Origin of the sequence: Tatumella ptyseos, assembly GCF_030552895.1 — a bacterium.
Lineage (GTDB): Bacteria > Pseudomonadota > Gammaproteobacteria > Enterobacterales > Enterobacteriaceae > Rosenbergiella > Rosenbergiella ptyseos_A.
In genome coordinates this window covers 1,214,843-1,241,388 of the sequence record NZ_CP130649.1, presented here as the reverse complement: position 1 = coordinate 1,241,388, position 26,546 = coordinate 1,214,843, and the positions used below count along the sequence as shown (strand labels likewise).

The window sequence follows — 26,546 nt, the reverse complement described above, 5'->3', positions numbered from 1 at the left end:
ACCTACTCAAACAACTCAAGAATTATCCAGGTCGGCGGGATGATCCTAAATTAAGGAGCATCCCGCCGACCTGGACGGTATGGAAGGAAAAGAGTCCCCATGAGTTTCCCCATGGGGAGAGGCCACTACACCACTAACAGCTGATGATTAGCCAGTAAGGTCGCTAAGTCGGTTTGCACACCATTTAGCGTGACAACGGTTGTCGCATCAAACTGGCCGCCCGTTCCATCTCTATCAATTTGGATTTCGGTATTACTGCCATTTTGCACAACATGGAGGTAGTCGGTGATGTTACCGGCACTGGCATCAATCGTTGCCACGCCGTCAACATAACTGGCTGAACCATCGCCTTTATAGCCCGAGCCGCTCAATAGCTCCCTTAAGTCGATACGATCGGTATCCGCGGTGGATTCCCAACTGCCGACAGTAAAGCCATTGACAACGTCGCTACCATTTCCGCCTGTTGCGTCAGCGCTATTGATCAACTTATACAACATCGTATCGTGACCGCCATTGCCGATATTAAAGGTGTCGTTCCCGCCACGACCTTCAAATTGGTTATCCCCTTTACTTCCCGTGATAACGTCATTGAAATCCGAGCCGTTGATCCCTTCAATATTGACTAAACGCGAGGTATTGAAGCCGGTATCCTGAGCCGAGGAGATGCTAAGGTCGACATTGACGCCCGCCGTCGCATTGCGATAATCCACCACATCGACTCCACCCGTTGTGCTCCAACTGTCATGGTCAGAACTGGTCGTCCAGCCACCGCCGCCGTTATAGGTATAGGATCCTTCTTCTGCAACAAAAGTATCGTTATAGCCTGTCCCGGTTAGGGTGCCACTGTGTCCGCCTGTCGCCGCATCAGCCGTCAGTGCATAACTCTCTTTTCCATCACCCGCTTCGAGGTTATCCCAGGTCACATTGTCCGACTTTCCATTAGTAATTTTTACTAATTGAGCCGAATAAGTATCATCAGGATTTAAGCCATAGAAACTTACTAAAGCTGAAGTGTCGTTCACACCAATGCCTGACTGGGCATTGATTATTTGTGAGGCCACTAACTTACCAGCGGAGTTGTACAGATTAACGGTATTTCCATAAAAAACATTGATCCCTTCACTGTCTACGATACGTAAATGCATCGCCGTACCCTTAGCAATCTGATTATTGTTCTGGATCAATACCACCTGACCGTTTTGCTGAGAAACCAGCAGGTCTTGGGTACCATTCCAGTCGTAATCCAGGGTTGCCATACCGGTCACATTCACCAACTTACTGGCGAGGTTGCTGGCCGAGAAGCTGGCACCATGATTGTTATTGGTAAACAGCGTGGCAGTTTGTGAACCGCCATAGGTACTCAACTTGATGATATCGGTCTGGCCATCACCATTCCAATCCACTGCTGCGGAGAGATAACCTTGGGTCGCCGCCGCATTAGTTTCTACCGCCGTCCCGGTGCTCGCCAGTTTCCCCGTACCATCATTGTAATAAATGAGTCCAGGGTTCCCTTTGGAGCCGCTCGCGATATACAGATCCATGTAGCCATCGCCATTAAAGTCCGCCCAGGTCATGGACGCAGCATTAGTACTGTTAGCACCGTTACCAACAAATACATTAGTGACATCTTGACCAATTGCTAAAGTACCATCTCCCTTGTTAGTGATAACTGTTAAGGTATAGGCTCCTCCGCGGTTAGTATGCTGAACAATATCTACGGTTCCGTCGTTATTGAGGTCAACCCCGGAAATTTCACGACCCGAATCGAATTGCCCATAGAAGCTACTTTCGCCACCTGTTCCATCTGGGGTCAATACACCTTTGTTATTGTTAAGGTAAGTGAGGGAGTCCATCCCCGCATCACCGTAAGCCAAATCAAGGTAACCATCCCCCGTCCGGTCGTAGGCCATTACGCCGCCATACCAGATAGTGGTCCCCATCGCCAATTGTGAGCCGTTATAATTACTGCCATCAAAGGTCCAGGTGATTTGCGTGCTGTTATCGTAGGTGGTTTCCGTCCCATAAATCGTTTGTACGCCGCTACGATTCACATCAGCACCTGTCATGTTGACAAGAGCTGCCCCACGGGTGTTAGTCAATTTATTACTATCGTAGCTGGAAACGTCAGTGCCATTGTAGATCTGGCCATTTGTTCCAATCGTCCACAATCCTTGGCTATCAGTACCAATAAGCATGTTTGAGTTATTACTTGCACCGGCAACGGTTGCCCAATCCGTGTTAACGCTGTCGGTATTCACCACCAGACTGCCATGCGCTAAGCCAGTCGTATTACCGTTACCCGCACTGCTCTTAATCTGTGCGGTAACATCGTAACTATCGACCGCTAGCGCAGCGCTATTTGGCACCTGTAAATACCAAGTGTTGTTGGCGTAATCTACGACTACCGCCCCACCGTTTTCCGAGGTATAGGTTTGGCCTCCGACAGTCACTTGAATATACTCACCATTTTCCAAGCTTGCCGAGACCGTCCCATTCACAATAGGCGTGGTATCAGACGTAGTGATCGAATTTACCGTCGCGACCGTCGTCGGTATTGACGTATCAACTTTCAGATCAAATCCAGTAGAGTCGGTATAGTTGCCCGCTAAATCCATTACACGGACAAAATAACTGTGTTTGCCATCGGACAAATTACTCTCTTGATAGGTCCAATGCGTTGAGTCAGTCATGGTCACTAAGCCCAGTAAAACGCCATCGCGGAACAGTTGTACGATGTCGCCTTTACCTACCGCTTGTGTCAAGGTGCCATTAATCACTGGTGCGGTATCATCAGTCGCGACCTGAGTGCCAAAGTCTCCCTGACGTTCACCTTGATCATCGGTGTAGCTGACGATAGTCCCTTGACTGGCTGGAGGTGTGGTATCTACCGTGACAGTCTGCTGAGTCACCGAGCCAACGTTGCCGGCTTGGTCAATGATACGAACCTGATATTGATAATCGCCATCCGCGAGGGTACGGCTATCACTGTAGGTCCACTGTTGATGATTCACCGTGACGTCTACCCAGGTTTGTCCGCCATCCAGACTGATCTGCACCCGCTCATCACTGGCCAATACACTCCCAATCGAACCTTTTAGCGTTAAGGTTTGATCTTGAGTAATAAAGTCTGTCGCGGACTGCCCAGTATCATCGCTGATCCCATCGATCGAAATACCATAATCTGGAGCAGTCGTATCTACCGTCACTTTTTGTGTTGCCGTTGAACCAACATTCCCCGCTTCGTCGATAACCCGAATTTGGTAACTGTAGACGCCATCCGTCAGGGTCCGACTTTCTGCATAACTCCAAGAGGTCCCGTCAACCTTGGCAGTTACCCAGGTCTTGCCACCATCGACACTGACCTGCACGTACTCATTAGCTTGTAATGCTTTACCTAATGAGCCTTCTAACACATAGGATGTTTGGTTAGTTAAATAGTCGTGAGCATCAAAGCCACTGTCGACGGAAATATCATCAACCGTAATCTTCTCTGCCACATCCGGCGCAACTGTATCGATCGTGACTTGTTGTTGACTGAACGCGCCGACGTTCCCTGCTGCATCGACCACTCGTACCCAATAGGTATAGTTACCATCTGCTAAGGTTCGGCTATCGGTATAGTTCCATTTCGTGCCAATAACACTCACGTTTTGCCAGGTCTTGCCACCATCTACACTGATCTGCGCATATTCGTTTGCAGAGAGTGAGGCGCCTAATGACCCGTTTACCGTTAAGGAGGTATCGCTAGTGATAAAGTCGTTATTATGCAGTCCCGTGTCTTGATCAATACTATCTATCGAGATTGTCTTACTGACATCAGGCACCTGCGTATCAATGGTGACTACTTGGCTTGCGGTACCGCTAATATTGCCAGCTTCGTCAATGACTCTCACTTGATAGTTGTATTTGCCATCGGTGAGCGTACGGCTATCGACATAAGTCCATGTTTTGCCGCTGACGCTGACATCTACCCAGGTTTTCCCCCCATCAATACTGACTTGTGCGTGATCATATTGACCTAACTCTGCGCTAAGGGTACCCGTTACTGACAACTGGGTATCACTGGTAATAAAATCGTGATCCGACAGCCCGGTGTCCTGATTGATCGCATCGATAGTGATCGACGCGGCATCAGGCGCCGTGGTGTCAATAATGACGTTTTGTTCAGCCGTCGCCCCCACGTTACCCGCATCATCAATCACCCGAACTTGATAGTTCCAAGAACCGTCAGCTAAGCTGCGTCCATCACTGAACGACCAGCTGTTGCCTGTTAGGGTGAGGGTTTGCCAAGTATTTCCACCATCAAGACTGATTTCGGCGTGTTCATCATCCGCTAAGGCGGCCGATAATTTACCGTTCAGTACCACTTTCGCATCGTTAGTAATGAAATCTGTTGCACTTAACCCCGTATCATCTTGTAACGCATCGATAGAGATCCCCATACTCGGCGCAGTGATATCAACATTGATACTGTGGTCTGCTGAACCACTATTACCAATGCTATTAGTGACTTCTGCGTGGAGGCTATAGGTTTCAGCATCCGCAAGCGCAGTAATGTCCTTACTGCTGATCGTGGCTTGCCAATTCCCTTTATCATCGACGACCGCGGTATAAGTCTTACCATTTAACGTAATAGTGACGCTTTGTCCTGCTGGAGCCGTCGTGGTCCCACTAACGATTAACGGTTGACTGTGTTCTGCAGCATTCACCACATCATCTGCCGCGAAGGTATTGATGGTAATCGTTGGGACGTCACCATTGAGCGTTACCGCATGCGTGGTTTGCCCAGGATTTCCCGCTTTATCACTCACGACTGCAGTGATGGTGTAATCACCATCATGTAAACCCACCAGGTCTTGAGCCGAAACCTTCACTGACCACTTGCCATCTTGATCAACAGTTGTCGTGTAACTGTGGCCATTAAAGGTCACAGTGACTGACTGGCCCGCTTCAGCCGTGGAGCTTCCGCTGAAGGTTTGACCTGCTTGCTGTTCATCGCTATTGATGATGTCATCACCGGCAACGGTGTCGATAGTGATCGTCGGTGCTTGCGTGTCTACCGTTAAGTCATGAGAGGTACTTCCCTCATTCCCGGCAAGATCCGTTACGGATACGCTGACACTGTGAGTTCCTTGAGCAAGCGCTTGTAGGTCATCACTCGCCACGGAGAGCTGCCACGAACCATCAGCCTTCACCGTAGTGGTATAACTGTGGTCGCCTAAGCTTACTGTAACAGTTTGGCCCGCTTGCGCCGTGGTGCTACCACTCAATACAAGAGGTTGCTGTTGCTCTGCAGCATTTAGTACATCATCACCCGCAACCGTATTGATACTAATAACCGGAGCCGTAGTATCGATTGTGATGGAGTGAGAGGCTTGCGCACTATTTCCTGCACTGTCTGAGGCGACAACGCTCACCACATAATTACTCGCATCTTTCAGCGCCATAACGTCAGCGGCTGGAACCTCTAGCTGCCAGTGACCCTTAGCATCAATAGTCGCCGTATATTGTTTCTGGTTAAGCGTCACGGTTACCGTTGTACCACTGGCAAACTCTGTACTCCCCCCTTGTACCGTCAGAGCTTCTCCCGCTTCTGCAGCGTTAATCACATCATCTTGCGCCACTGTCTCGATGGTTAAGCCCACTTCGGCTGAATTGACTACCACGTCATGGCTTTGCTGTCCCACGTTACCTGCACTATCCGTCACCGTTGCGGTGATGCTTACTGTCCCGTCTTGCAGACCGGCAATAACCGAAGCAGGTACCCCAACCGTCCAGTGGCCGGAGGCATCCAGCACTGTGGTATAGGTTTTCCCCGCTAGGGTAACCACTACAGTATTTCCGGCTTCACCACCGGTGGCACTGCCACTAATGATTTGAGCTTGCGAGTGTTCTGCAAAACTAATGATGTTATCGCCCGCTACCGGATCAAAGGTGATCAGGGGTGCTTGCAGATCGATTTGTACGTTGTGCGTCGCCTCAGTGCTATTACCCGCTTTATCGGCAACGCTTGCTGTGATGGTGGTTTGCCCATCACTTAGCGCTTGCAGATCGGCTGCCGGAACACTGAGCTGCCAATGACCTTGGGCATCAACGGTCGTCTGATAGTCCTTACCGTTGAGGCTGACTGTCACCGTTTGACCCGCTTGTGCAGTACTGCTGCCGCTGATCAGCTGGTCGCTGCCCGCCTCTTTTGCATTCAGTACGTTGTCTTGCGTGAGGTTATCAATGGTTAGGCTCGGGGCCACAGTATCGACCAGGATCTCGCGGCCCGCTTGCGCGCTGTTGCCGGTTGGCGTTGTGACGCTCACCTCAACTTGGCTTGTACCATCGTATAGCCCAGACATATCGGCGGCAGGAACTGTCACCGACCAGTTACCGTCGCTGCCGACAGTGGTGCTGTATTGGTGTCCGGCAAACGTCAGGGTCACGGTACTACCTTCTGCTGCCTCGTGCGTGCTGCCACTTAACGCCAGATCTTGGCCTTTTTCTACCGCATTCAGCACATCATCACCACTAACGGTATCGATGCTGATAGCGACCTCTGCCAGATCGACGGTGACCGGATGCAGGATAGCCACCGGGTTACCGGCACTGCTTTCCCCGCTCACCGCAATCTGTACGGTGCCTGCTGCCCACGCGCTAACATCGCTGCTCGGCACGGCGGCCTGCCAACTGCCATCGGCCAGTACAGTGGCGCTGTACGTCTTACCGTTAATGGTGACAGTTAACGCGCTGTTCGCGGCGATCCCTTGGCTTGAGCCGGTGACGATCAGATTTTGGTTATGCTCAATCGTGTTGAGGATATCATCGCCCGCCACGGTATCGACCCGCACGCCCGGTAAGTTCGCATCAATGCTGATTGCATGTTCTGCATGGCCGGTATTACCGGTTTTATTGGTGACCGAGGCATCGATCGCTAATGCACCGTTACCCATGGCGGTCAGGTCGTCACTGGATACCTTAACGCTCCAGGTCAGATCGTTAGCCACCGTCGCGGTGTAGGTGTTACCACCAAGCTGAACCGTCACGGTATCGCCCGCGGCCGCACCACTCACTTTACCGCTTAAGGTTTGCCCTGCCGCTACCTCACTGGCGTTGATCACATCATCGCCTGCGACGGTGTTAATGGTGATAGTCGGTGCTTCCCCGCCGACACTAATGGTATGGGAGGTGCTCGCACTGTTCCCCACCGAATTGGTTGCGGAAGCACTCACCGAGTAGATTGCCTCACCCAAGTTCGCGACATCCGCCGCCGGGACTGTCGTGCTCCAGTTACCTTTATCATCGACGGTTGCACTGTACTGATGGCCGTTAAGGCTAACCGTGACGGTTGCGCCCGAAGCCAGCCCCGTCGCTTGACCGGTGATGGTGACGTCTTGACCTTTCTCGGTGCTGTTGATGATGTCATCCCCAGCAATGGTGTTGATGGACAAGGTCGGTAACCCGGTGTCTACCTTGATATCATGGCTGGTGCTGCCAACATTGCCCGCACTGTCCGTCACGCTGACCGCAATGCTAACGCTACCGTCCTGCAGACCAGCGATAACCGAAGCAGGTACCCCAACCGTCCAGTTGCCGGAGGCATCCAGCACCGTGGTATAGGTTTTCCCCGCTAGGGTAACCACTACAGTATTTCCGGCTTCACCCCCAGTGACACTGCCACTGATGATTTGGGCTTGGCTGTGCTCGGCGACGTTAATCACATCGTCTTCCGCCACCTTATCTACTGTGATCACGGGTGCTTGCAGATCGACTTGTACGTTGTGCGTCGCCTCGATGCTATTACCCGCTTTATCGGCAACGCTTGCTGTGATGGTGGTCTGCCCATCGTTTAATGCTTGTAGGTCGGCTGCCGGAACACTGAGCTGCCAATGACCTTGGGCATCAACGGTCGTTTGATAATCTTTACCGTTAAGGCTGACTGTCACCGTTTGCCCCGCTTGCGCCGTACTGCTGCCGCTGATCAGCTGGTCGCTGCCCGCCTCTTTCGCATTCAGTACGTTGTCTTGCGTGAGGTTATCAATGGTCAGGCTCGGGGCCAGAGTATCGACCAGGATTTCACGGCCCGCTTGCGCGCTGTTACCGGTTGGCGTTATGACGCTTACCTCAACGTTGCCCAAGCCATCGTATAGCCCGGACATATCGGCGGCAGGAACTGTCACCGACCAGTTACCGTCGCTGCCGACAGTGGTGCTGTATTGGTGTCCGGCGAACTTCACGGTCACGGTGCTGCCTTCGGCTGCCTCGTGCGTGCTGCCACTTAACGCCAGATCTTGGCCTTTTTCTGCCGCATTCAGCACATCATCACCGCTAACGGTATTGATGCTGATGGCGACCTCCGCCAGATCGACGGTGACTGGATGCAGGATACTGACCGGATTACCGGCACTGCTTTCCCCACTCACCGCAATCTGTACGGTGCCTGCTGCCCACGCGCTAACATCGCTGCTCGGCACGGCGGCCTGCCAACTGCCATCGGCCAGTACAGTGGCGCTGTACGTCTTACCGTTAATGGTGACGGTTAACACGCTGTTCGCGGCGATCCCTTGGCTTGAGCCGGTAATGATCAGGTTTTGGTTATGTTCAATCGTGTTGAGGATATCATCCCCTGCCACGGTATCGACCCGCACGCCCGGTAAGTTCGCATCAATGCTGATCGCATGCTCGGCATGGCCGGTATTACCGGTTTTATTGGTGACCGAAGCCTCAACTGTCAGGGCGCCGTTACCCATGGCGGTCAGATCGTCACTGGAAACCTTAACACTCCAGGTCAGATCGTTAGCCACGGTAGCCGTATAGGTGTTGCCACCAAGCTGAACCGTCACGGTGTCGCCGGCGGCCGCACCATTCACTTTACCGCTGAGGGTCTGTCCTGCTGCTAGCTCACTGGCGTTGATCACATCATCGCCTGCGACAGTATTAATGATCACCAATGGGGTCTGGGTTCCGACTGTAACCGCATGAACAGTATTGGCGATATTCCCGACATCATTGCTGGCCGACGCGCTTACGGAGTAGATTGCCTCACCCAAGTTCGCGACATCCGCCGCCGGGACTGTCGTGCTCCAGTTACCTTTATCATCGACGGTTGCACTGTACTGATGGCCGTTAAGGCTAACCGTGACGGTTGCGCCCGAAGCCAGCCCCGTCGCTTGACCGGTGATGGTGACGTCTTGACCTTTCTCGGTGCTGTTGATGATGTCATCCCCAGCAATGGTGTTGATGGACAAGGTCGGTAACCCGGTATCTACCTTGATATCATGGCTGGTGCTGCCAACATTCCCCGCACTGTCCGTCACGCTGACCGTAATGCTAACGCTACCGTCTTGCAGACCGGCAATCACCGAGGCCGGTACCCCAACCGTCCAGTGGCCAGAGGCATCCAGCACCGTGGTATAGGTTTTCCCCGCTAGGGTAACCACTACAGTATTTCCAGCTTCACCCCCAGTGGCACTGCCACTGATGATTTGAGCTTGGCTGTGCTCGGTGACGTTAATCACATCGTCTTCCGCCACCTTATCTACTGTGATCACGGGTGCTTGCAGATCGACTTGTACGTTATGCGTCGCCTCAGTGCTATTACCCGCTTTATCGGCAACGCTTGCTGTGATGGTGGTTTGCCCATCGTTTAATGCTTGTAGGTCGGCTGCCGGAACGCTGAGCTGCCAATGACCTTGGGCATCAACGGTCGTCTGATAGTCCTTACCATTGAGGCTGACTGTCACTGTTTGACCCGCTTGTGCAGTACTGCTGCCGCTGATCAGCTGGTCACTGCCTGCCTCTTTGGCATTCAGTACGTTGTCTTGCGTTAGGTTATCGATCGTCAGGCTTGGTGCCACGGTATCGACCAGGATTTCACGGCCCGCTTGCGCGCTGTTACCGGTTGGCGTGGTGACGCTGACCTCAACGTTGCGCAAGCCATCGTATAGCCCAGACATATCGGCGGCAGGAACCGTCACCGACCAGTTCCCCTCACTGTCCACGGTGGTGCTGTATTGGTGTCCGGCAAACTTCACCGTCACGGTGCTGCCTTCTGCTGCCTCGTGCGTGCTGCCACTTAACGCCAGATCTTGGCCTTTTTCTGCCGCATTCAGCACATCATCACCGCTAACGGTATTGATGCTGATAGCGACCTCTGCCAGATCGACGGTAACCGGATGCAGGATGCTCACCGGATTACCGGCACTGCTTTCCCCGCTCACTGCAATCTGTACGGTACCTGCTGCCCACGCACTGACATCGCTGCTCGGTACGGCGGCCTGCCAACTGCCGTCGGCCAGTACGGTCGCGCTGTAGGTCTTACCGTTAATGGTAACGGTTAACACGCTGTTGGCGGCGATCCCTTGGCTTGAGCCGGTAATGATCAGGTTTTGGTTATGTTCAATGGTGTTGAGGATATCATCACCCGCCACGGTATCGACCCGCACGCCTGGTAAGTTCGCATCAATGCTGATTGCATGCTCGGCATGGCCGGTATTACCGGTTTTATTGGTGACCGAAGCCTCAACTGTCAGGGCGCCGTTGCCCATCGCGGTCAGATCGTCACTAGAAACCTTAAGACTCCAGGTCAGATCGTTAGCCACGGTAGCGGTATAGGTGTTGCCACCAAGCTGAACCGTCACGGTGTCGCCGGCGGCCGCACCACTCACTTTCCCGCTGAGGGTTTGCCCTGCCGCCAGTTCACTGGCGTTGATCACATCATCACCTGCAACGGTATTAATGATCACCAATGGGGTCTGGGTTCCGACTGCGATATTATGAGAAGTCGTCGCACTATTGCCGGCTTCATTAGTCGCTGAGGCGGTAACCGCGTAATTGGCTTCCCCTAAGTTGGCTACCTCAGCTGCTGGAACGACGGTGCTCCAGTTGCCTTTATCATCAACCGTCGCGGTGTAAGACTGACCATTAAGCATAACCGTCACTGTTGCGCCGGCGTTCACTCCTGTCGCTTGACCGGTGATGGTGATGTCTTGACCTTTCTCGGTGCTGTTGATGATGTCATCGCCAGCGATGGTGTTGATACTCAGTACTGGCGTGGTCAGATCAACATGAAACTCGTGCGTAGTACTCTGACTATTACCCGCTCTATCGGTGACCGTCGCGATAACCTGGTAATCGCCGCCGTTCATGGCGGAAACATCGGTCGCAGGAATGCCGAGGCTCCATTGGCCTTGTGCATCAACCACCACGTTGTACGTTTTACCATTCAGCGTTACCGCGACCGCATCACCGGCTTGTGTACCCGTTGCCACACCTTGAATCATTAAGGCTTGGCTATGTTCGGTAGCATTGATGATATCGTCGCCTGCGACAGTCGCAATGGTGGTCGCCGGAGCAGTGATATCGACAAGCAGATCGCTGGCAGAGGTTGAACTATTTCCAGCAATATTTTCTACGCTCGCAGATACCTTGTACTGCCCGTCTTGTAGGGCGGCAACATCTTCTTGTGGAACGGTGACAGACCAGGATCCGTCCGTCTCAACGGTGGCGCTGTACTGTTTATTATTAAAGGTGACAGTGACCGTCTGCCCCGCTTGCGCCGAAGTCGTTCCCGTTAACGTCAGCGGCTGTTGTGCCTCTTGAGCGTTTAGGACGTTATTGGTGCTAATCGGATCAAGCTGTAACATTGGCGTTGCACTATCGACGATATAGTCATGGCTTGCCTGCGCACTGTTACCACTGTCGTTATGGACGGAAACCTGAACTTGCGCACTGCCTTCTTTAAGATCAGCCAGCGCTGAAGAAGGGACATAAAGCGTCCAATTGCCTTTGGCATCGACCACCACCGAATAGCTTTTCCCTGCAAAAGCGATCACTACAGTGTTACCTGGTTCGATATGGCTGGTACTGCCGGAGAGCGTAAGATCTTGCCCTTTTTCTGCGGCATTAATGACGTTATCACTGGTCACAGAATTAATGGTAATAGAGGGTAATCCTGTGTCGACCGTAATGTCGTGGCTCGCTTTCCCCACATTGCCCACGCTATCGGTGACTGTAACGGAGATAGTCACATTACCGTCTTGAAGACCCGACACGACGGCGGCAGGAACACCAATGCTCCACTTGCCAGCATCATTTAAGACTGTGGTGTAAGTTTCGCCGTTGATCGTCACCGCGACAGTATTGCCTGCCGCGCCGCCCGTGGCACTACCACTAATGATTTGTGCCTGGCTATGTTCATCGATGTTGATGACGTCGTCGCCGGCAACCTTATCAATAGTGATCACAGGCGCTTGGGCATCGACTTGGAAACTATGGTCAACTTGGGTGCTGTTACCCGCTTTATCTGCGACAGTCGCGCTGAGTGAAACGTCACCTTCGCTGAGTGCTTGCAGATCAGTTGCGGGAACCTTGACCTGCCAATGACCTTGCGCGTCCACGGTGGTTGTGTAGTCTTTACCATTTAGGCTGACTGTAACATTTTGGCCGGCCTGCGCCGTGCTACTCCCGCTGATCAGTTGATCACTACCCAACTCTTGGGCATTCAAGACATTATCTTGCGTTAAGGTATCAATCGTTAAGCTCGGTGGTTGAGTGTCCACCAGGATTTCACGGCCCGCCTGAGCACTATTACCGGTTGACGTCGTAACACTGACCTCGACATGTTGAACGCCATCTAACAGATCGACCATATCAGCGGCTGGTATAGTCAGTGACCAATTACCGTCATTACCCACCGTTGTCTGGTACTGATGCCCAGCAAAATTAATAGTGACCTCACTACCCGCTGCAACATCATGTGTACTCCCACTCAGGGCTAAATCTTGCCCCTTTTCGGCAGCATTTAGTACGTCATCACCACTCAGGGTATTGATACTGATTGCCACCTCTGCAAGATCAACGGTGACAGGATGGAGAATATTGACAGGGTTACCCGCGCTGCTCTCACCGCTCACTGCAATTTGTAGACTGCCGGCCGGCCAGGTGCTGACATCGCTGCTTGGGACCGCTGCACTCCAACTGCCATCCGCCATCACGTTAGCACTATAGGTCTTACCATTAATCGTGACGGTTAACGTACTGTTCTCGGTAAGGCCTTGGCTTGACCCCGTGACCAGAAGATTTTGGCCGTGCTCAATCGTGTTAATAATATCGTCACCGGCGACAGTGTTGACGCGCAGCCCCGGTAGATTGGCATCAATACTTATTGCGTGTTGCGCATGACCGGTATTGCCATGTTGATTGGTGACTGAAGCGTCGACGGTCAATGGACCGTTACCCATCGCCGTGAGATCGTCACTGGACACCTTAATGCTCCAGGTAAGATCTTTTGCCACGGTTGCGGTGTAACGATTTCCACCGAGCAGTACGGTAACGGTGTCGCCCGCGACTGCACCGCTTACTTGGCCACTCAGTGTTTGTCCGGCGGCTAGCTCACTGGCGTTGATAACATCATCGCCCGCAGTGGTATTAATGCTGACTGTCGGTAAGTGTGTATCGACATTCAGGGTGGTCGAGGTTGTGACAGTGTTGCCGACACCATTGGTTGCGCTCGCAGAGACTGAAAGTTGCCCTTCGGGTAAGGCGTTGGTCTCTTGGGCGGTCAAGGTCAGTGACCAATTACCCTGATCATCAGTGGTTGTTGTATAGGACTTCCCTGCCAAGGTGACAGTCACCGTGGTCCCTTCCGCCAGATCACTGCTCTGACCAGAAAGGGTTAACGGCGATTGGTGTTCATCGGCATTCACTACATCGTCAGTGGCAATCGTCGCAAAGACCAGTGTAGGGTCTTGGGTATCAACTGTAATATCGTGGGTCGCGGTACCGGTGTTACCCGCCTTATCGGTGACGGTCACACTGATTTCAGTTTTGCCTTCTTGCAGCGCTGCGATCGCTGAACTTGGAATACCCGTACTCCATTGTCCTTGCGCATCAAGGATTGCGGTATAGGTTTGGCCATTTAAGGTGATAGTAACCGTATCGCCAGCTGCCGCGCCGGTCGCCGACCCGCTAAGAATTTGTGCTTGGTGGTGTTCAGCCGCATTGATGACATCATCGCCTGCCAAAGTATTGATCGTGACCACTGGCACAACCGTATCCACAGCAAAATCATGGGAAGCACTAGAAGGGTTGCCAGAGATATCTGCGACGGTGGCCGTAACGGCATTCTGACCTTGGGGAAGCGCAGCAAGATCGTCAGCTGGGACGCTAACCTGCCAATGTCCTTGCTTATCAACTGTCGCGCTGTACGCTTTGCCACCTAGCGAGATCGTTACGTTCTGACCCGCTTCAGCCGTTGACGAGCCGGTAACTATTAGCGGCTGTTGTGCTTCACTTGCATTAAGTTGGTTATCTGCCGTAATCGCATCGATAGTGATAGAAGGAGGTTGAGTATCCACCGTAACCACACGAGAACTCTCTGAACTATTACCACTGACATTAGTGACTGTCGCGGAAATTTCAGTGTGGCCATCGGTTAATTCACTCATTGCTGAGGCGGGCACCGTGACATGCCAAGAGCCATCTTGTTCTACTTCAGCAGTGAATAGCTGCCCCGCAAACTTAACAATGACACTTTGTCCGGCTTCAACCTGTTGCGTGTTGCCCGAGAGGACTAGCGGTTGTTGCTGTTCGGCTGCATTGATCATGTCGTCAGTCGACACCGTATCAATAGTCAGCGCAACCTGATCGGTATTCACCGTAATAGGATGAGTAATTGCCGCACTGTTCCCGTACGCGTCGCTTGCCGTTGCCGTAATTGACAGTGCACCCGCTGGCCAATGCGTCATGTCTGCCGCCGGGATCCCTATTTGCCAATGGCCTTGGTCATCCACGACTGCACTGTAAACGATTTGATTCACTGTCACGCTGATGATGGTGCCAGCATCCAGGTGCTCACTGTTGCCAGTAATCGTCAGATCTTGCTGCTGTTCAAGGGAGTTAATCACATCGTCGCCGGAGACTGTGTCGATACGTAGCCCTGGCAGTTGAGCATTAATATCAATCCCTAACGAGTTATCGCCAGTATTACCGTGAGCATTGGTCACCGACACATCGATAGCAATGTTACCATCACCGAGTGCTGCCATATCCGCCGCAGGAATAGTGGTATGCCAGGTTAAGTCTTTTTCTACTGTCGTGGTGAAGGTTTTTCCGCCAAGGCTAACCGTGATCTGATCCCCTGCCGCCGCACCGACGACCCTACCGCTGAGCGTTTGGTCGATCGCTATTTCGTCATGATTAACAAGGTTATCGGTCGCAAAAGGATTAATGGTGACTTGTGGCAGATGGGTATCAACCAATACTGAGGCTTGCGCGCTTCCTGAATTACCCGCGCTATCTGTCCCTGTCACGGTGACGGTGTACAGAGTATTATCGAGCTGCATCACCTCTGTCGCCGGTACGGTAATTTTCCATACACCTTGCGCCACAGTGGCCTGATAGTCGACACGATTGAGGGTCACGGTGACAACGGTGCCATCCGCTAAATTGCTTTTACCACTCAACGCTAAGGGCTGAAGTGCTTCACTGGCATTAATGACATTATCTTGGCTAATCGCATCAATCGAAAAAGTGGGTGCGGCACCGCTCAGCATGAAATCATGTGTGGCAGTTCCGGTATTCCCTGCCACATCAGTTATGGATACGGTAACGGATTGCTGTCCCTGCGCAAGGGAGGCAAAAATGGCTGCTGGAACGCCGACACTCCAGGTTCCATCCGCAGCGACCACGCCGTTAAGTTCGGTATCACCAATACTGACCTTAACGATATCGCCAGCTGCAGCGCCAGTGACTTTACCGGTAAGCAGCTGTGCGACCAGTTGTTCATCACTATTGACAACATCGTCGCCAGCAAAAGTGTCGATAACAATGACGGGGGCTGCGGTATCAACGACAAAATGACTGCTTGCTGTGGCGGTATTACCCGCTGAGTCTGTGATTGATGCGGTGTAACTATAATCGCCATCCGTCAAACTACTCACCGTCTCGGCGGGCACAGAGACTTGCCATTTACCTTGATCATCGATTGTCGCTTGATAGGTTTGAGTACCAAAAGTGACGGTGACGCTTGAGCCGTGGGCAGCGTTTGAGGTCCCCGACAGGATCAATGCGGCTTGGTGCTCGGCGGCGTTCACGACTTGATCGCCGGCGACAGTATCCAGTGTTAAGCTCGGTGCTTGTGTATCGACGGTGATTTGTTGTGTTTGGGTAATATGGTTACCGGTAGCGTCCGTCGCGGTGACGGTAACGGTCCAACTGCCATCGGCTAGGGCTTGAGCATCTTCGGCCGGCATCACTACACTCCACTGGCCTGATGCATCAACACTTGCCGTGTAGTTTTTACCATTAATAGAAACGGTAACTTGTGTCCCTTCCGCTAACTGTTGGCTTAATCCGGAGATTGTCACATCAGCGTGGTGCTCTTCGGCATTAAGTTGGTTATCCCCTGCGATAGTATTTATAACGAGTTGGGCTTTAGCCGTCGCAATAGTAACCTCTATGGTTCCTGCAGAAGTGGTGCTTGTCCCGTCAATTTGTATGACCGACCAACTGTGGGCACCATCAGTTTGCGTCGGAAGATTGACTGTCCAAGTCCCTTTACTGTCGACCATGGTGCTGGCAATAGTATTACCTGCTCCATCTTTGATTTGGATGGTAGCACCAGGCTCTCCTGACCCACTGAAGGTCGGGGTATTATCGTCAATGGTGGTATTGGTCGTCACTAACCCTTGTTTGTCACCTTGATTGTCGGTGACGTTAAAGGTCGGGGTCGCCTTTTCCACCGGTTGGGTATTATCAATGACTTTCGTCTTAGAGTGTCCACCGCCGCTAGATAGCAGCGCGCCTATAGCTCCTCCTCCAACCGCTGCACCGGCAATCCATCCCCATGGCAGGTCGCTTAATACCCCTTCTTGCGCCATAAAAGGTTCAATACTGTCAATCGGTGTACTGTGTGCAACCAATGGCGTAGTACTTAACTCTGTCCCTTCTGCCACGTCGTCAAAAGTGATATGCGTAAGTTGATTATTATCGTTAAAGACTAATTCCGAGTGCGCATGAGATTGCGCATCTTCCATAAAATAGCCGTTGCAGCGGATGACGCTGCCGTCTTTCATATAAATCAGGAGATCTTTACCCTGACGACTATATTTCACTACATCCTGTGCTTGCCCGTGAATTTCTACAACGCTTGGCGCCGTCAGGGTTAAGGCCATATTACCTTGTGCGTGTAAAACGGATTTTTCAGCCGTTTTCCTCGCGATAACATCAATATCAAATGTTTTCACATTATTCTCCTGGTATTAAAAAACGATGAAGCGTCCCTGAGTAATAATTTCTTATTACTCTTGAAAGTCACTTAAATATATTTAACTAACTGTTTTTGTTTAACTTATTCACTTTAAGTCTGGTAATCCCGCGCGAGTGTTTTTTTCAATCCCGAGTAACGGTAATAATGTATCGAGCGATGTTGCATAATTAATGGCTGCAGCCCATGCATCATATTGGGAGTTAATTTGTGAAGAGATAGCTTGCCAAACATCTTGCTCCACACTTAACAGATCGTTAATACTCCTTTTATTCAGGGTGTATTCGTTTTTATAAACTTCACGGGTTTGATCGGCATTAAGGACCTGTTGTTTATTCACCTCATTTCGGGATTGTGCGCCGAGCCAATCCGCTAGGGCTACTGAGGCCTTTTGTAGGACATCGAAACGAGCTTGATCCACTTGCGTTGCCGCGACCTCTTTCGCACCTTGGGCTTGTTTTACCTGCGCCGCAACGGCCCCTCCCTGATAAATCGGGGCATCAACATTGAGCTGTATTTGATTATCCCAATAAGATCGGTTACTCGACTGGTAACGAGTGCGTCCACCTCGAACACTGATCGTTGGCCAATATTGTGCGCGGACTTTTTGAATGCCATATTGAGCTGAAGATTCCATCTCCTTAGCCGCCAATACGGAAGGGATTAATGAATAATCGATATCATTGAGACTGGTATCTTTTATCGCTAATGCGGCTGGCATAGGCGCATACTCGGCGGCATTCATCCCTGTCAGCACGGCGAGTTTCGCGCGTTCACTCATTAAGGTTGCTTGATACTGTTGGAGGGTCGCTTGCATACTGGCTACCCGAGTGCGCGTTTGAAGTTCGTCAGAGGTTGAACTTAACCCGGCCTGTGCGCGTAGCTGTGCCATGCGAGAAACACTTTGCAGCGCCACGATATTTTGCTGAGCTGCTTGCACTAACGCGCTATAGCGCTGCACTTCGACGTAATCTAGGGCCGTTTTTTCTGCCACGGAAGAGAGTGTTGCCATCAGCTGATAGCGATAGCTATTGCGTTGTGCTTCGCTTTGGTCAATCGCATTATTGGTTTTACCAAAGTCATAAACCAGTTGCGTTAAACTCATTCCCCAAGTCGTGGAGTTACTTAAGGAACCGCTGGAATCTGTTGTCTGGCTATGGCCTGCGCTGCCGCTTAATGATAATTGCGGCATCCATGCACTACGTGCTTGGTCAATTTGCGCTTGACCAATTCCGACCTGAGCAGCCTGTTGACCTACCGAAGGATCGCGTTGAAAAGCGAACAGGATGGCATCTTTCAGTGTGGTGCTAGTTAAGGGTGCCGCCCATCCAAGAGGAGCCTGGGCGGCAAAACTCAGTGATTGGCTAACAGACAAGATTATTAGCGTCATTAAACCTATTCTACTTTTTTTCATTATTTAATCTCAGAGTGAAGCGGTCTGGTTAATTTCAATAGGCCAATGATTGGCATAATAATTCTTTCCCCCCTGTATTAACGGGGGCGGACAGATGAACGAGTTATCGCCTGAACGAAAAGAGACACCGCTTATTTAGTGCTTATTAATTCGATAGAGTGAGTCGAAAGATGTCATAGTTTTTAGCGTAAAAACCACCACGACTAATTATTCATTTTCTAATCGAAATAATGCTTTTAAACCTCAGAATGAGGATGCTTATTTAGAAATAATCTTATCAAAAAAGGAAATAATCAGCCATAGGCGATAATTAACACAATCAATTATGTAAATATTAAATATATTAATAAGATAAATTGATGTACATCAATACATATAACATTCACCACTGATTTTTAAGGTTTTTTAATAACCCCTGATATCTAAAAAACTATTTATTAATAAATATAAGGCGTTTTCAATGGGGGTTTGTCAGTGATTTTTTACAAAAAATAAAAGATTACCCATAAATCTATGCGCACAAATAATCAAAGAAAAATTACCACCCTGATCATCTCGCTAATTAATTTGATTAAAATCAATAAAAGAGAGATCTTAAAAAACTCCCTTCCCTTTTCCTAATATTGATCTTAATCAAACTAAGCGCCATTACACTTTAAAACACCCCATAATTAATAACGAATTGTTTCGTCATTGACGAGTGGTTTAGCCTCTCCCTGGATTTATTTTATTAATCCCTTGTTGCATAACTAACGTTCTTAACGTGATTTTTATGCATTTTCCTTATTGGAAATGCCAAAGTACGAAGAGAATTTATGCTGGAAATTGGGGTGCTACAGGAGATAAACCATTTTTAGGCTAGAAAAAAACTAAAAAAAATTTAATGATCGCCCCCCTTAACGTCGACAACTACTGAGTGTTCTCATGCAAGACCTTTTGATCCTGTGGCACTGGATACTTAACAACCCTGTGACCTACTCCCTACTCGCCGTGACGTTGATGCTACTCGCGGGGTTTGTTTCCTCTGTTATCTGTAAATTCTTCTTACTTAGCATCGTAAGAAAATTTATTCTGCATACTAATAGTCAACGTGATACACAGAAAAAAGACCTACGAATTACCCGAAGATTGGCCAATATTATTCCGGTCGTCACCGTTTATTTCCTCTCACAACTGATACCTGGACTGTCGGAAGGGCTCGTTGAGGCGATAAGAACGATTTGTGGTGTGCTGTTTATCGTAAATATTACGATGTTAATTAATGAGTTATTGGATACCACCAAAGACGTCTATGCCCGTAAACATGGCTCCAAAGCCGGATCAATCAAGGGATACGTACAGATCGGTAAAATTGTTGTGTCATCTATCGCGACAATATTGGTTATCGCAACATTATCCAATAAATCACCCGGTATTATCATTTCTAGTTTGGGAGCCATTGCCGCAGTATTGATGCTGGTTTTCCAACATACGCTCATCTCACTTGTCGCCAATATACAAGTCTCCTCCTCCCATGTTATCCAACTGGGAGATTGGATTGAAATGCCCGTCGCCAATATCAGTGGTGAGGTAACCGATATTGCCTTACATACCATCACCATTCGCAATTGGGATAACACGCTATCCCAAGTGCCAACTAAAAACTTCATTACCGAGACTTACACCAACTGGCAGCCGATGTTTGCTTCAGGGGGAAGACGCATCAAACGGAGCTTTTTTATCGATCAATCGAGTATCGCGTTTGCTACGCTTGCCTTAGCCGAAACCCTTGACGAACAAGGTTCAGTGATCGGTGACAAAATCGCAGACTACATCCGCCAAAATCTCGCCCTTTCCTCTAATCAAGGCATAACCAATTTAGGCCTTTATCGTGGCTATATTTTGAGTTATTTACGGCAGAGAGAAGATATCTGTAACGATATGTATGTGGTGGTGCGCCAACTCAGCCCCACTGCTGAAGGGCTCCCTATTGAAATCTATTGTTTTACGTCCAACGTCTTCTGGAACGAGTACGAGGAGACACAATCCCAAATATTCGAGTTCATGTATGCGACCGCAGGATTTTTCCAGTTAGGGATTTTCCAGCGCCCTTCTGGGCGTGATATTACGAGCGCTTTGCCGATGGAAATGTCGCGTGTGATGGGTGATGAATAACCTAACGGCGTATCGCTACCTAAATAATAGGTAGCGATACACTTTTTAGTTTAAGAAGGATTCAGTGAGACGCGCCCAATAGCTTGCCCCAATAGCGATACATTCATCATTAAATTCATAGCGCGGATGATGGACAGAATAATTGTCGCCTTCTGCCTTACCCGTACCAAGCATAAGGTAGCAGCCCGGTATCTCCTGCAGCATAAATGAAAAATCCTCACTCCCCATCAGAGGCTCAAACTCTTCAGGATCGCCTACACACTCTTCTCCCACCGTTTGACGGGCAATCGCTAGTGCAAAGGCGGTCTGTTCAGGGTCATTAATGGTGGCAGGATAGCCAAACACTTTATCAATACTCGCGGTCAAGTGATAGCTGGTCGCTTGGCTCGTTACGATATGACGAATCTGTTTTTCAATCTCTGCCCGAGTCGCTGGACAAAAGGAGCGAGTATTAATTTTGATGACCACACTGTCAGGAATAATATTGTGGGTAGATCCCGCTTGCACGCTACCTACCGTCACCACGGCCGGGATTTGAGGATCGATATGGCGACTGACAATGGTCTGTAACGCCAGCACAATATTCGCCGCACAGGGCAGCGGATCAAGGCAATGTTCTGGCGCCGAGCCGTGCCCGCCTTTACCTGAAAGTGTTACCGTGAAACTGTCAGACGACGCCATCAGTGGTCCTGACTTGGTGAAAAAGTGCCCAGCGGGTAACAGCGGATAATTGTGTAAACCAAATATGGCATCACAAGGAAAACGTTGGAATAAACCTTCTTCAATCATCACTCTAGCCCCGCCGATGGACTCTTCAGAAGGTTGAAAGATAACGCGTAATGTCCCGGAAAAACGGCGGGTTTCGGCCAGGTACTTTGCCGCAGAAAGCAGAATGGCACAATGCCCATCATGGCCACAGGCATGCATTTTGCCGGGATATTGGCTGGCGTACTCGACCTCGGCTAACTCTTGCATAGGAAGCGCATCCATGTCTGCACGAATACCTAGGCGCTTCCCACCATTGCCCACAGTCAAGGTTCCAACAATTCCCGTTTTTCCTATTCCCCGTTCAATCGTATAGCCCCATTTTACGAGTAACTCAGCAATAACGTCGCTCGTTCGGTATTCTTCGAAACCGAGTTCAGGGTGCGCATGGAAATCATGACGTAGTGCAATCATTTGCGCTTCATGTTCAAGTATCTCTTTAATTAACATATAGCTGCTCCATTTTTGATGAGGCCTTTGTTTTCCAAAAGTAGATGGCACCCAATGAAATGACGCCACAGAGAACCAAATAAGCACAAGGGGCTAAGGCGTTGTGCGTTAAATCGAGTAGGAAAGTAACGTTAAACTGGGCAAATCCCCCGAACAATGTGACGCCAAAAGCATAAATCACCGAGAGTGCTGATGCGCGCAACGGCGCAGGGAAGGCCTCTAATATCAATACAAAAAACGCTACGGCATAAAGGTTAGCCATAACTTGATCTACACCGATGAGTGTCAACGTCAGGGGTAGTGATAGATGATGAATAATGGCTAAGAAAATGGGTAGCGTCAGTACGGTTGAAATCACTATGCTGAACAACATAATGCCCCGCAGATTGGCAACACGATCAATGAACTTACCTAAAAAAAACGGCGCGACAAGGGTAATTAAGGCTGCCCCCATACTTAACCAGTAAGACTGACTCGCTGGATACGCAAGCGTATTGACCATGTAAGCAGGAAGATAGTAGACAATGATGTAGAAGCTAGTCGTACTCTTCATCACCAGCAAAATACCGAGAATGAGTTTACGGCTGTGTTGTTTAATGAGTAATCCGAGGGAAGAACTCGCCTTAACGGTTGCTGGCTCAGTGAAGTGTGTTTCCGGTAGCGCTGAGCGCATATAAAACCCAAGGGGAATAATAAGAAGCCCTACTATAAAAGGAACTCGCCATCCCCAGCTATAAAGCGCATCAATCGATAAGGAGTGACTGAGGATAAACCCGGTTATCGCCCCACTGAGTGCAGCCGCTCCTTGACTTACCATCTGCCAGCTAACCCGTTGCGCCCGAGACTGTCCCTCACCCGCTTCCAGCAACCAACTGGTTGCTGCACCAATTTCTCCACCGGCGGAGAAACCTTGAATCAGGCGTCCCGTCACGAGAATAATGGGTCCCCAAATACCCGCTTGCTGCCAAGTTGGGGCTACTGCCACCAGCATTGCCCCTAGCCCCATCAGTAACATGATACGCTGTAACGCGGCTTTTCTTCCATGGCGGTCAGCATATTGCCCTAAGATAATACTGCCCAATGGTCGCACCAAAAATCCGATGCCAAAGGTGGCAACAGATAATAACAGGGAGAGTGTCGCATTCTCTGCAGGAAAGAAAAGATGGCCAATAATCACTGAGAAAAAACTGTAGACAGCAAAATCATAAATTTCTAAGCCATTGCCGAGCGTGACGGCAAATAATGATTTACGGCGCGATAAATCAGTCATAGAGAACGATTCCGTGATTGAATGGGATCTTCACTTTGCCATAAACATAATTCACTGCAATCATAAAAAATAGTGATGACTTTGGTTATCAATTAGGTGCTAAATTTGTGCATCGATGCACTATAAAAGTGGGATGTAGAATGCGTATTAAATTACATCAATTGAATATTTTATTAGAAGTTGCCGCGCAGGGAAGTTTTGGTAAAGCAGCAAAGTCATTAGGATTAACCCAGCCCGCCATCAGTAAAACTATAGCCGATATTGAAGACGAGATAGGTCTACCCATATTACTGCGGCATGCACGAGGGATTGAATTAAATGAATATGGCCAGGTACTCATTCGCCACGCTAAAGCTATCGACCAATCTCTCCATCATGCCAGAGAAGAAATTGACCATTTACTCGGCAACGCCATGCGTCAACTTCGTATTGGTTTTACGTCGGCAACCAGTTATGGCCCGCTGGCAAAAAGTGTATTGGCTTTTCAACAACAGTACCCCAATGTGAAGATTATTACGCAGCAGAATCGGCCGCCTATTTTACAGCGTAAGATTACACAAAAAGAGCTGGACGTAGCCGTGGTGAGTCGTAGTGATAATGTTGTTGAAGAGGGGCTGGAAAGCGAATTACTCTATTCTCTAGGAAATTTTATCATCGCGGGGAATAACCATCCCATCAAACACCCCACCTCACTCAAAAAATTATTAACTTTCCCGTGGATTGATTGGGACGAACCCCAACAACCTTCATTACTCTCTCAGCTTTGCGCAAGGTATAATTTGCCCTTACCGCAGAATGTTATTCACTGTTCGTCCCCTGAAGTGACGCAATATTTGCTAGAAAATTCAACCATGCTCAGTATCTGGTCGACGGCTGGCTTGCCCCTTTTAACTCAGAATCCACGACTTCGCAAAATAGCGATTAATGAAACCCTCCCCCTCACTCAAGTCAGTATTATTTCGGCGACACTGGGTCGTAATAGCAGTTTAACCCAGCACTTTATTGAAATTCTTCGCCACCAAACAGAGCAGTGGTTACAACAAGAGGGACCAGAACAGTTTCTCGCCCATCATCCGTAGATTGCTATTGTTGATTTACGTATCAGGGTATCGGCTCTCTCTACGGTAGGCCTTAGCCGTTATACCAAAACGCGCTTTAAACGCCCGGCTAAAGTAGGCCATATCATAAAAACCAAAGCGATACGCAATACTACTTACGGTTAGATGATCATAGTGTGTTTGACTAAGCCTCGCGGCGCAGCTTTCTAAGCGTGTCGCCAGTACATAGCGTCCAAATGAGGTCTGTTCGTCATTGAATAATTGGTTTACATATCGGCTAGAAATACCAAAAAACTGGCTTACTTGAGTAAGCGTTAATTCGGGACTATCGAGATGCGTCGCAATATGCTGTTTAATACGATAAAGCAGCGTATTACGGCTAAGGGTGGTCGCTTTCTCTTGATGAAGGAGAGGCGAGACCGCCATGGCCAATAAATCGATACTTTGTTCGGCGATTTTCCCTAGCGTTTTCGCTGACTGCCCTGCGGGTAAGGCCGCAACGCCCATAAAAAAATCATATGCTAAACGTCCGAAAGGTTGTTGATTAGAGAAAGGCCTCGCGGTGAGATGATCGATGGGCCCCGTACGATCGATGACCGCTTTATAGGGGATGCGCACCACTATTTGCTTGAATGGATCAGTGAAAGATAATTGATAAGGTTTGCGCGTATCATAGAGGCTAAATTCACCTGCTGACAGAGTGACCTCACGGTTATCTTGGCGAATACCTGCCCGACCTCTTTGGGCTAGACTCAGTAAGATATATTCATCGGAACAAGAAAACCGATGTTCTTTACCCCGCTCCACGAGCTGAGGCGAAGCCTCTATCGATACCACCTTCACTTCCGCCAGCTCACGAATTTCTAGGCTTGCACTAAAATCGTTCATATCATTGAGTGTACAGGCTAAAGGGACAAACGTATTGCAAACCACTTCTTGCCAGTAATCATGCCTTTCTTTGGGGGGTAATTGTGCAGTAGTAAACTGGGTTATCATCATTCACCTCATCTGACCACATCATTGATTATTCTTATGCAAGTTTTATACCTGTCTCCCGCCTGCCGCGTTGTGAGTCAATAATCTATTCCTTCTCGTCCTACTTAGTGTTCAGCCGTCAAGCCTATGCTGGTAAAAACACCTGATAGGAGAGTTATTATGAAAGCGCCAGTTAAAGTCGCCTGCGTTCAAGCAGCACCCGTTTTCCTAGATCTTAATGCAACAGTGGACAAAACCATCCGTTTGATCGAAGAGGCCGCTCAAAATGGGGCCAGTCTAATCGCTTTTCCTGAAACTTGGATACCTGGATATCCTTGGTTTCTGTGGCTCAGTGCTCCAGCCGCTTATATGCATTGGGTGAAGCAGTATCATGACAATTCGTTACAGTTAGAGAGTGAACAGGCAACGAAGATTCGCGAAGCGGCCAAAAAGAATAATATCCATGTGGTCTTGGGATACAGTGAAAAGGATCACGGTTCTCTCTATATTGGGCAGTGGATTATTAGCGACCAAGGTGAAACGGTTGGTCGTCGACGTAAACTCAAAGCGACACATGTTGAACGTATTCTCTTCGGCGAAAGTGATGGCTCCTCGATTCGGACTTTCGATACGCCATTAGGTACCCTCGGCGCATTGTGCTGCTGGGAGCATTTACAGCCCCTGACGCGCTACGCCATGTACTCCCAACACGAGGAGATCCATATTGGTGCATGGCCCAGCTTCAGTCTGTATCGCGAAGGCACTGCAGCATTAGGACCAGAGGTCAATATTGCTGCTTCCCGACTTTATGCGGCGGAAGGCCAATGTTTTGTTATTTCTCCTTGTGCCATCGTTTCGCCAGAGATGCTGGAAATGTTATGCGACGATGATCTCAAACTCAGTATGCTTGAAGCCGGGGGCGGCCACGCACGAATCTTCGGGCCGGATGGTGCAGAGCTCGCCACCCCCTTAGGGGAGCATGAGGAGGGTATCCTCTATGCAACACTCGACCCTACCGCTCTCATTTTTGCAAAATCAGCGGCAGATCCCGTCGGCCATTATTCTCGCCCTGACGTGATGCGTTTATTGTTTAACAATAAACCCAGTCCTTGTGTCATGCCGTTTAGTGAAAGTCCCGTCAGCACTACAACGCTTGATCCCTTGGAAGAATCCCCCTCCTTACCCAACGATCATTGCTAAATCGCTAGG

Annotated in this window: 8 protein-coding genes; 3 read left to right on the top strand and 5 right to left on the bottom strand. The window is 49.8% G+C overall.

Features of this window, described 5'->3' with window-relative positions:
• Positions 1-125 precede the first annotated feature (125 nt).
• Positions 126-17,231: an Ig-like domain-containing protein gene (locus QJR74_RS05895; RefSeq protein WP_304373626.1), complete on the bottom strand. Its 17,106-nt coding sequence runs from the start codon at positions 17,229-17,231 to the stop codon at positions 126-128.
• A gap of 108 nt (positions 17,232-17,339) precedes the next feature.
• Positions 17,340-18,665, bottom strand: coding sequence for a TolC family outer membrane protein (locus tag QJR74_RS05890; RefSeq protein ID WP_304373625.1), 1,326 nt, complete (start codon positions 18,663-18,665; stop codon positions 17,340-17,342).
• Between the two features lie 924 nt (positions 18,666-19,589).
• Between QJR74_RS05890 and QJR74_RS05885 the strand changes: the two genes are divergently transcribed.
• Positions 19,590-20,819, top strand: coding sequence for a mechanosensitive ion channel family protein (locus QJR74_RS05885; RefSeq protein ID WP_304373624.1), 1,230 nt, complete (start codon positions 19,590-19,592; stop codon positions 20,817-20,819).
• Positions 20,820-20,864: 45 nt separating this feature from the next.
• Here QJR74_RS05885 and QJR74_RS05880 read toward each other — a convergent pair whose 3' ends face one another.
• Both QJR74_RS05880 and QJR74_RS05875 read right to left on the bottom strand, forming a co-directional pair.
• On the bottom strand, positions 20,865-22,034 hold the full coding sequence (locus tag QJR74_RS05880; RefSeq protein ID WP_304373623.1) for a M20 aminoacylase family protein: 1,170 nt from the start codon (positions 22,032-22,034) through the stop codon (positions 20,865-20,867).
• A complete protein-coding gene (locus QJR74_RS05875) occupies positions 22,024-23,304 on the bottom strand; it encodes an MFS transporter (protein ID WP_304373622.1) in 1,281 nt (426 codons plus the stop codon). Before QJR74_RS05875 ends, QJR74_RS05880 begins: the two co-directional genes overlap by 11 nt.
• A 140-nt stretch (positions 23,305-23,444) precedes the next feature.
• On the opposite strand from QJR74_RS05875, the gene QJR74_RS05870 reads away from it, so the two are divergent.
• Complete coding sequence (locus QJR74_RS05870) at positions 23,445-24,383, top strand: LysR family transcriptional regulator (RefSeq protein WP_304373621.1); 939 nt, start codon at positions 23,445-23,447, stop codon at positions 24,381-24,383.
• A gap of 15 nt (positions 24,384-24,398) precedes the next feature.
• Here QJR74_RS05870 and QJR74_RS05865 read toward each other — a convergent pair whose 3' ends face one another.
• A complete protein-coding gene (locus tag QJR74_RS05865; protein WP_304373620.1) occupies positions 24,399-25,361 on the bottom strand; it encodes a helix-turn-helix domain-containing protein in 963 nt (320 codons plus the stop codon).
• A 156-nt stretch (positions 25,362-25,517) separates the two neighbouring features.
• On the opposite strand from QJR74_RS05865, the gene QJR74_RS05860 reads away from it, so the two are divergent.
• Positions 25,518-26,537, top strand: coding sequence for a carbon-nitrogen hydrolase family protein (locus QJR74_RS05860; RefSeq protein ID WP_304373619.1), 1,020 nt, complete (start codon positions 25,518-25,520; stop codon positions 26,535-26,537).
• The last annotated feature ends 9 nt before the right edge of the window (positions 26,538-26,546 follow it).

Excerpts from the sequence above, each read along its gene's own strand:
- QJR74_RS05865 (WP_304373620.1), bottom strand. The coding sequence starts at position 25,361 with ATGATGATAACCCAGTTTACTACTGCACAATTACCCCCCAAAGAAAGG.
- QJR74_RS05875 (WP_304373622.1), bottom strand. The coding sequence starts at position 23,304 with ATGACTGATTTATCGCGCCGTAAATCATTATTTGCCGTCACGCTCGGC.
- QJR74_RS05880 (WP_304373623.1), bottom strand. The coding sequence starts at position 22,034 with ATGTTAATTAAAGAGATACTTGAACATGAAGCGCAAATGATTGCACTA.
- QJR74_RS05885 (WP_304373624.1), top strand. The coding sequence starts at position 19,590 with ATGCAAGACCTTTTGATCCTGTGGCACTGGATACTTAACAACCCTGTG.
- QJR74_RS05860 (WP_304373619.1), top strand. The coding sequence starts at position 25,518 with ATGAAAGCGCCAGTTAAAGTCGCCTGCGTTCAAGCAGCACCCGTTTTC.
- QJR74_RS05870 (WP_304373621.1), top strand. The coding sequence starts at position 23,445 with ATGCGTATTAAATTACATCAATTGAATATTTTATTAGAAGTTGCCGCG.
- QJR74_RS05890 (WP_304373625.1), bottom strand. The coding sequence starts at position 18,665 with ATGAAAAAAAGTAGAATAGGTTTAATGACGCTAATAATCTTGTCTGTT.